The sequence below is a fragment of the Psychrobacter sp. AOP3-A1-26 genome, from assembly GCF_052378235.1.
GTDB lineage: Bacteria > Pseudomonadota > Gammaproteobacteria > Pseudomonadales > Moraxellaceae > Psychrobacter.
In genome coordinates, this window is sequence record NZ_JBQSXN010000105.1 from 1 (window position 1) to 9,081 (window position 9,081).

At 42.6% G+C, this 9,081-nt stretch carries 9 protein-coding genes; 8 read left to right on the top strand and 1 reads right to left on the bottom strand.

Going from position 1 to position 9,081, the window contains the following annotated elements; translation table 11 throughout:
• The first annotated feature begins 135 nt into the window (after positions 1 to 135).
• The 8 genes from ACT3TU_RS12810 to yfaE all read left to right on the top strand — a co-directional run bounded on the left by ACT3TU_RS12810 (position 136) and on the right by yfaE (position 7,256).
• The gene (locus tag ACT3TU_RS12810) at positions 136 to 516 is read left to right on the top strand and encodes a YbeD family protein (protein WP_192524586.1); all 381 of its coding nucleotides are present in this window, start codon (positions 136 to 138) and stop codon (positions 514 to 516) included.
• Between the two features lie 551 nt (positions 517 to 1,067).
• Positions 1,068 to 3,344 carry a class 1a ribonucleoside-diphosphate reductase subunit alpha gene (nrdA, locus tag ACT3TU_RS12815; RefSeq protein ID WP_192524585.1) on the top strand — a complete coding sequence of 759 codons (2,277 nt, stop codon included), beginning with the start codon at positions 1,068 to 1,070 and terminating at the stop codon, positions 3,342 to 3,344.
• 195 nt (positions 3,345 to 3,539) lie between these two features.
• Positions 3,540 to 4,421 (top strand): P63C domain-containing protein, encoded by an 882-nt coding sequence (locus tag ACT3TU_RS12820; RefSeq protein ID WP_192524584.1) that lies wholly within the window; start codon positions 3,540 to 3,542, stop codon positions 4,419 to 4,421.
• 180 nt (positions 4,422 to 4,601) lie between these two features.
• Entirely contained in the window at positions 4,602 to 4,853 is a 252-nt protein-coding gene (locus ACT3TU_RS12825; protein ID WP_192529228.1) for a type II toxin-antitoxin system Phd/YefM family antitoxin, read from the top strand.
• Entirely contained in the window at positions 4,843 to 5,130 is a 288-nt protein-coding gene (locus ACT3TU_RS12830; RefSeq protein ID WP_192529227.1) for a type II toxin-antitoxin system RelE family toxin, read from the top strand. The genes ACT3TU_RS12825 and ACT3TU_RS12830 overlap by 11 nt, the downstream gene beginning before the upstream one ends.
• 35 nt (positions 5,131 to 5,165) lie before the next feature.
• Positions 5,166 to 5,537, top strand: coding sequence for a hypothetical protein (locus ACT3TU_RS12835; protein WP_192529226.1), 372 nt, complete (start codon positions 5,166 to 5,168; stop codon positions 5,535 to 5,537).
• 106 nt (positions 5,538 to 5,643) lie between these two features.
• Entirely contained in the window at positions 5,644 to 6,777 is a 1,134-nt protein-coding gene (gene nrdB, locus ACT3TU_RS12840) for a class Ia ribonucleoside-diphosphate reductase subunit beta (protein WP_192529225.1), read from the top strand.
• Positions 6,778 to 6,989: 212 nt separating this feature from the next.
• Positions 6,990 to 7,256 (top strand): class I ribonucleotide reductase maintenance protein YfaE, encoded by a 267-nt coding sequence (gene yfaE / locus ACT3TU_RS12845; protein ID WP_192524579.1) that lies wholly within the window; start codon positions 6,990 to 6,992, stop codon positions 7,254 to 7,256.
• A gap of 238 nt (positions 7,257 to 7,494) precedes the next feature.
• Here yfaE and ACT3TU_RS12850 read toward each other — a convergent pair whose 3' ends face one another.
• Positions 7,495 to 8,823, bottom strand: coding sequence for a S1C family serine protease (locus tag ACT3TU_RS12850; RefSeq protein WP_444784463.1), 1,329 nt, complete (start codon positions 8,821 to 8,823; stop codon positions 7,495 to 7,497).
• Positions 8,824 to 9,081: the final 258 nt, after the last annotated feature.

Consider the following 9,081-nt stretch of genomic DNA (forward strand, 5'->3'; position numbering starts at 1 on the left):
AAAAATAACGATTTTAATATGAGTTATCGTTGGCTGACCCTTGAATAATATGATGAGTGGCCTTATAAATGGTGCATAAAGCGCTTATCGGCATAACCCATAAGCTCATATTTTCACAAAGATAAGGACAACATCATGACTGATGATCCAAAAGACACCACTAACCCAAATCAAACGCCTAAAAGAGAAGTCAAAGTCACTGAGCTGGTCGCCAATGACGGTATCTTAAAAGGTAAAAAAACCGACGTACAAAATCCTGAGCTGTGGCAGTTCCCAATGAACTACCCACTTAGCATCATCGGTCATGAAGGCGAGCACGATAGCTTACTCAATGAAGTGAAGCTTATCCTTGGTAGCCAGTTTCCAGAGTTTGATTTGGCGTCTATGGAAGTTAAACCGTCAAAAACAGGACGCTTCCATTCGGTGCGTGCCAATTTATACTTGACCACCGTTGAGCAAGTGAACACGCTTTATGCATCACTTGATAATGCAAAAACGGTACGCATGGTCGTCTAATCATAGTTTTATCAATTTAAGAAAAACCAGTCCGTTTTTCGTCCGAATCGTCACTCATATGGGTGGCGATTTTCTATTGGCTGGGGTACAATCACCACCCGAAATATGCGCGCCATTCAGCAGATTTGCGCTCGTTAATTTAGCCGACAATAAAAAGTAAATTCGCGCCATTTTTTACAAAACTTTTATTATTTTTCTTATTGGCGTCTAACCCTTATCCCATCGTCCTTTGCTAAAATTTGGACACGCTTTACCCTCTCATCAACATAGTTTGCCGCTAAAATCAATATAGCATTTTCAAAATTTTCCCGCTATATTGTGTCCACCTACTAACAAATACGCTATATGTAGTGCTCAGTGATTTAAACCCTCACTATGAGCAATGGCATCGTTTTGCCTAAAAAAACACTCTGCCGTGACAGGATGTTATAGCGTAATAAAGATAGCGTGATAAAGAATGCCCGCCGGTATTAACCGCGCCGCATTACTATAAGTAACACTATAAGCATCATTATAAATTAATTGCCCAGCAATCAACTTACGAGGTCAGCATGACACATATCGATAAAATCCAAGTAACCAAACGTGATGGACGTTTAGAGCCTATTGATTTAGATAAGATTCACAAGGTTATCGAGTGGGCTGCTCATGATTTAGATAATGTGTCGGTATCACAAGTTGAGCTAAAGTCGCACATTCAGTTTTATGAAGGCATCAAAACTCGCGATATTCACGAGACCATCATCAAGTCTGCCGCTGATCTTATCTCTGAAACCACGCCTGACTATCAGTATTTAGCCGCGCGTTTGGCCATCTTCCATTTGCGTAAGATTGCTTATAATAAATTCACCCCTCCTCACTTGTATGACCATGTTAAAAAGCTAACTGATGCCGGTAAATACGATCAGCATATCCTAGCTGACTATAGCCGTGCGGAATTTGATGAATTAGAAGAATATCTTGACCACTGGCGCGATATGAATCTTGCTTATGCTGCTGTTGAGCAAATGGCGGGTAAATACCTTGTGCAAGACCGCGTCAGCAAAACGGTTTATGAAAGCCCGCAGTTCTTATATATGCTGGTTGGTATGTGTCTGTTTGCTAACTATGACAAATCTGAGCGTATGAGCTACGTTAAACGCTTCTATGATGCGACCTCACAATTTAAAATCTCGCTACCAACGCCTATCATGTCTGGTGTGCGCACCCCATCGCGCCAGTTTAGCTCGTGCGTCTTAATCGAATGTGGTGATAGCTTAGACTCAATCAACGCCACCACCAGCGCCATCGTACGCTATGTGTCACAACGTGCCGGTATCGGCATCAATGCCGGTCGTATTCGTGCCCTTGGTAGCCCGATTCGTGGCGGTGAAGCCCAGCATACTGGTTGTATTCCATTCTATAAACTGTTCCAAACAGCGGTTAAATGCTGCTCACAAGGCGGCGTACGTGGCGGTGCAGCGACGTTATTTTACCCATTATGGCATTTAGAAGTTGAGTCGTTATTGGTACTCAAAAACAACCGCGGCGTCGAAGACAACCGCGTGCGTCATATGGATTATGGCGTACAGTTAAATAAAACCATGTATACCCGCCTCATCAAGGGTCAAGATATCTCCATATTCTCTCCAGGTGATACCCCTGGTTTGTATGACGCGTTCTTTGAAGATCAAGACAAGTTCGAAGAGCTATACACCAAATACGAAAATGACCCGAGCATTCGCAGCCGTCAAATCCCAGCAGCAGATTTGTTTAGTCTGATGATGCAAGAGCGCGCCAGCACTGGTCGTATCTATATCCAAAACGTCGATCATTGCAACACCCATAGCCCATTTGATGCGACCGTTGCGCCGATTCGTCAGTCAAACCTATGTATGGAAATCGCGCTACCAACCAAGCCACTTGATAACATCAATGATGAAGAAGGCGAAATCGCCCTTTGTACGCTATCAGCGGTGAACTTGGGTAAAGTTGAAAACGTCAGCGATATCGAAGAGCCAGCCGAGCTAATCGTCCGCGCCCTTGATGCCCTACTCGACTATCAAGACTATCCAGTCAAAGCGGCCGAAAATGGCAGCATGCGTCGCCGTACCTTAGGCGTTGGTGTGATTAACTACGCCTATTACCTAGCGAAAAATGGCGCACGCTATTCTGATGACTCAGCGCTTGGTCTAACCCATCAAACCTTCGAAGCGCTACAGTATTACCTCTTAAAAGCCTCAAATAAATTGGCCAAAGAGCAAGGCGCGTGTCCTGCCTTTAATGAGACGACGTACTCGCAAGGTATTTTACCGATTGATACCTACAAAAAAGACTTGGATAAAATCTGCCAAGAGCCGCTACATCTCGATTGGGAAACGCTACGTGGCGAGATTACCGAACACGGTCTGCGCAACTCTACCCTAACCGCTTTGATGCCGTCTGAGACGTCTAGTCAGATTGCCAATGCGACTAATGGTATCGAGCCACCACGCGGTCTGGTGTCTATCAAAGCGTCAAAAGATGGCATCCTAAAGCAAGTCGTGCCTGAGATTGATAAGCTAAAAGATCAGTACGAGCTACTATGGCAAATGCCGAACAATGACGGTTACCTAAAGCTGGTCGCTATCATGCAGAAGTTCGTCGATCAAAGTATCTCTGCCAATACCAACTATGACCCAACACGCTTTGATGGTCAGCGTGTACCGATGAAAACGTTGCTAAAAGACTTGTTGACCGCTTATAAACTTGGCGTGAAGACTTTGTATTATCACAATACCCGTGATGGTGCGAATGATGCCCAAGCGGATATGGAAGATGATTGTGCTGGCGGTGCTTGTAAGATTTGAGAACCGTTAAAAAATTGCATTGCCAGAAAATTATAAATTTTCTCTTGCGTCGGGACGAAGCAGTGCTTCGCTTTGTCCCTCCTCAAGGTTCGCAAGAGAAATTCTTTAAATAGAATTTCTGACGGATGGCGGGTTTGGCTTTTGGGTTAAGCCCGCTGTTTGCTACTATATCAGCTAATATGAAAAGGATTTTTTATGCTAGTTTCAGAATATACAGGCACAATGAAGATTGCTGATGTTGAGTTAGAGTGTGCTGTTCTTAATGATGGTAGACGAATAATTAAACATTCAGATGTATTTAAAGCATTAGGTAGAGAAAGTAGAGGTAATGCACGATTACCAGATACACCTTCTTTTATGGATGCTAAAAACCTACAACCATATGTGTCTAGTGAACTTAATAATGTAAAAGAAAAAATATCCTATCAGGCCGAAAATGGCAAAAGCTTTCAAGGTTTTGATGCAATAATTATTCCATTGGTCTGTGAACTTTATATACTAGCAGACGAAGCTGGAACAGTGATTCATAAAAACCAGAAAGAAACAGTTATACAAGCGTCGATAATTATTAGATCATTAGCCAAAGTTGGCATTATTGCCTTGGTGGATGAAGCTACTGGTTATCAAAATATTCGTAAAGCAGAAGCTTTGCAGGCAATTCTTAACGAATATATAAGTAAAGATCTTATTGCATGGACTAAGACATTTCCAGATGAATATTATGAGCAAATCTTTAGGCTAAAGAATTGGAAATGGAGCACGTTCAATAGACCAGGTGTTGTTGGTAAATACACTAATGATATTGTATATGGTCGTATGGCAGCAGGATTAGTCGATGAGCTTAAAAAGCTAAATTCAAGAGATGAGAAAGGTACTACAAAACATAGAGATCATCAGCATTTATCAGAAAATCAAGGCAGAAAGGCACTTGAAATGCATTTACATAGCATCATTGGTTTAATGCGAGTAGCTGATACTTGGGAGGAACTTATGTATTCGATCAATAAAGCCTATCCTAAAAAAGGCTCTATTGACGACTTATTTCCTGAAACTTTAAATCCAAGAAATATCAACTAGAAAGTACAGGTTTGATAGAGTTTACGATACCCAACATTTTAATTAAATAATTCGTTGGGTTTCATTCCTCGACACCAACCTACTCACAGTTTTTTAAATAAATAGGGTAACAATTAAGACCTAATTTTCGTGCTAATATTAGCCCTATATTTAGAGCGTAATATTAGCGGAGAATGAATCATGCAACCGATATTTGCAACACAAACAGCCAGTATCTCAGAGTTAAAGACTAACCCTTCGGCACTGATTAAACAGTCAGACGGTGAGTCTATTGCTATTTTAAACCACAATAAACCTGTGGCTTACTTAGTTTCAACCGATATGTATGAGCGCATGATGGAAGCAATGGACGATATGGCATTAAGCCAAACCGTTAGCGCTCGAATGAATGACGGGCAAGTTCCTATAAAGGTAACTTTGGATGACTTATAATCTTGAGTTTCATCCTTTAGCATTAAAAGAATGGAAAAAGTTAGCGCCCAGTATTCAGCAGCAGTTTAAGAAAAAATTACAGCAGCGCTTATTAAACCCGCGTGTTCCTGCTTCAAAACTCTCAGGACATAAAGATGCCTATAAAATCAAACTACGCACCATAGGCTATCGACTGGTTTATACCGTCAAAGATGATGTGGTCGTGGTTTATGTGCTAGCAGTAGGCAAAAGAGAAAACAATAAAATATATGACAGTCTGGCAACACGCCAACCCTAATTGAAACAAAGAATAAAAATGACGGAGGTCATAGAGTGCAATATACCGCAATCATCAAAGACGGTGGTTTGTTTATCCCTAACGTATTTTCAGACCTAAACGATGGTGGCTCGCATATCGTACAAATAGAAGTGGACATCGAAGAGGTTCGTCAGCAATTAAGTGCAAGCGCAGCATCAAAGCTAGAAACACCAAAAAATGACGTTGCCAAAGCACCGAAAAAACCAGCAAAGAAGCAGCCGAAAAAAGAAGTAAAAACAGCACCAGAAGATGTTGATTTAAGTACGCTGCGTAAGAGCGCTATCGATGAGCTGGAAGGATTGGATGATAGTGAGCTCAGCGAAATATTCAAAGCCTATATGAATGATGGGCAAGAACCGACACAGATATCTTTAGAGAACCTGTAATATAGAGCTGGCAACCAAGAGCCTATAACGTAATTTTGACCATATATCTAAAACATTATTTTCAATCATTTAGATTTATAACTGTAACACTTATAAAGGTAGCACTATGACTTACTCGATTTTTTCCCAAACGCCAAACGACGCGCTAAAAGAGCCGATGTTTTTCGGTAATCCAGTCAACGTCGCTCGTTACGACCAGCAAAAGCACCCTATCTTTGAACAATTGATTGAAAAGCAGCTGTCATTCTTTTGGCGTCCAGAAGAGGTCGATGTATCAAAAGACCGCATCGATTACGGCAACCTATCGTCACATGAACAACATATTTTTATCAGTAATTTAAAATATCAGACCCTGCTCGACTCTATCCAAGGTCGTAGTCCAAACGTGGTGCTATTACCACTGGTGTCTATTCCTGAGCTTGAGACGTGGATTGAGACGTGGACGTTTTCTGAGACCATTCACTCGCGCAGCTACACCCATATCATTCGTAATATCGTCAATGACCCAGGTATCGTGTTTGATGACATCATGCAAAACGAGCACATTTTAGAGCGCGCCTCTGATATCGCCAAGTACTATGATGACTTGTACTTTGATTCACAGCTTTACAATATGCACGGTGCTGGCACGCATACCATCAATGGCAAAGAAGTGACCGTTAGTTTAAAATCACTGAAAAAACGGCTGTATTTGTGCTTGATGGCAGTTAACGTCTTAGAAGCCATTCGTTTTTATGTATCATTCGCCTGCTCGTTTGCCTTTGCTGAGCGCAAACTGATGGAAGGTAATGCCAAAATCATTAAGCTGATTGCTCGTGACGAGGCGCTACATCTGACTGGCACCCAGCATATGCTCAACCTGATGCGTAATGGCCGTGACGATCCTGAGATGGTCGAGATTGCCAATGAGTGTTTCGATGAAAGTATCGAGATATTCCGTAAGGCGGCTGAACAAGAAAAAGAATGGGCGGGCTATTTATTCAAAGACGGTTCGATGATTGGTCTCAATAAAGACATTCTTTGCCAATATATCGAATTTATCACCAACTTGCGTATGGAAGCCGTTGGCTTGCCTGTGGCATTCCCGAACTCTAAATCAAACCCCATTCCATGGATCAACACATGGTTGTCATCTGATAATGTGCAAGTTGCGCCGCAAGAGACGGAAATCAGCTCGTACTTGGTTGGTCAAATTGATTCAGATTTATCAGACAGTGATTTTGATGACTTTGAGTTATAGAGCTTTAGAAAACAGTTTTTTTAAAACTGAGCTTTTAATATAGTCGAACTACCATAGAATGAATGCAGTGCTACTGGGATAAGTTTTACGCCGCCTCTGTCTGCGCAGATACAGGCACAGCAAGCAAGTAAAACTTGTTCCAGTAGCGCGTGATAATACTTGAGCTTATTTTATTTAGGGTTGACCTTACTTTAAAAGGATAGGATAAAGCCATGACTTGGGTAATGACGAGTAAGCAGCAATTTTACTTGCATGACGACGAAAGTCTGCTTGATGGACTACTACGTACCGGACATGATATCAACTATCAATGTAAGGAAGGCTACTGTGGCAGTTGCCGAATCAAGCGCGTTGCCAGCTCGCATGTCATTGATTATCCGTTTGCGCCGCTTGCCATGATTGAGGAAGATGAAATCCTGCCCTGCTGCTGTCGAGTACAAGGCGTGATTTATATTAACCACGATTCTTTCGACCAGTAAAATTTAAAAATAATGATAAAAAAAGCGCGCTATCTATAAGATAGCGCGCTTTTTTATTGTCGATATAGCCGACCCACTATAAAACAAACACCGTGTTACTGGGACAATTTTGCGCCGCCTCTGTCTGCGCAGACACAGCAAGCAAGGAAAGTTTATCTCAGTAGCGCGTTATAGTATCTGTACTCATTTTATTTAGGTCTGATTTTAGTATCTACAGACTGCCTATATTAGACCCATTCTACCGAGGTGCGCCATCTCTCTCAAACAGCTGCAACAGCTCTTCGCGCATACGGTCACGCTCTTCTTTGGACATCATTGGTACTTCTTGCCCTTCACCTTGTAAACTAGGATGCCCGCGACCGCCAAGCGTTTCATCATGGATAACTACTGGGCGCTCGATGGGCTGTTGCTCTGGACGTTCTTCTAACAATATAGTCACCTGCTGATTGCTACCATTACGTAACACTTGCGCCTCAAGCTCGGTATTAGGCGGCTTACGCGCAACGTATTGGATCAAGGTGTTGGCGTCAGTCATCTCAACGCCGTCAATAGTCAAGATAATATCGCCGACTTTAAGACCACTTTTGGCAGCAGGACTATTTTTGATGGCCTTGAGTACTTCTACACCCGTTGAGGTTTCAAGCTGCGTTGGATCACGAAGTTGTGATTGTATTTCGATACCCAACCACCCCCGACTCACCTTACCGTCTTTAATCAGCGCATTCATTACTTGCTCAACGATAGCCGTGGGAATAGCAAAGCCAATACCCATAGAGCCACCAGAACGTGAGAAAATCACCGTATTGATACCGACCAGCTCACCACGAGCATCGACCAACGCGCCACCCGAGTTACCAGGATTAATAGCCGCATCGGTTTGGATAAAGTCCTCAAACTTATTGACGCCAAATCCGGTACGTCCAGTCGCAGAAATAATACCTTGGGTCACTGTTTGACCGACACCAAATGGGTTACCAATCGCCAAGGCCAAGTCGCCTACTCGGATGGGGTTTTCACGAAATCCTAACGGCGTTAATCCTTGCATATCGACCTTAATAACAGCCAAATCACTGTCTGGATCGGTACCGATAATTTTAGCGCGGCTTTTGCGGCCATCATTAAAGGCTACGGTAATCTCATCTGCCTTTTCGATCACATGGGCATTGGTTACGATATAGCCATCTTCAGATACAATCACACCAGAGCCTAAATTGGTATTGCCTTGCTCTTGTGATGGTCCACTATGAAACTCAAAGAACCGACGCAACACAGGATCATCCATATAGGGATGCTCTGCCATCGTTTGCGTGGTATAAATATTGACCACTGATTGCGACGCACGGGCAACTGCATTGTGATAAGAAGAGATAGGTGCTGGCGTGTCTGCGACTGGCTCCGACGCTTGTTGCTCAGCTGGCGTGGTTCTTGGCGGCTCCCATGTGGCCTCTGATGTCGTTTTCATACTTGTAAACAACCAGATAAACGCGGCAATCACTATCAGCAATAAAACCCAAGGTAACCATTTTAAGGAAGACGCCTTGTTACTGGTGTTCCGAGATGACGACATATAAAAACCTCTATAAATTTTTGTAAAAACAGACAATGATGAATAATATCAAACCGTGCCTACCAATCTTGGACAGTTAACCATTATGAGCACTTAAATAAGATGGTTTGAACACTGTTAATCATACAGGTTCGGGTATGCAGATTATAACTGGCTACACAGCCGAATAGTAACGCATCGTGTACCGTTTCAGTTATTCGCTTTGTCTACTCTTTTGCAGTGTCATGCTAAAATGACCTCTATGCAAATGTTTTATTA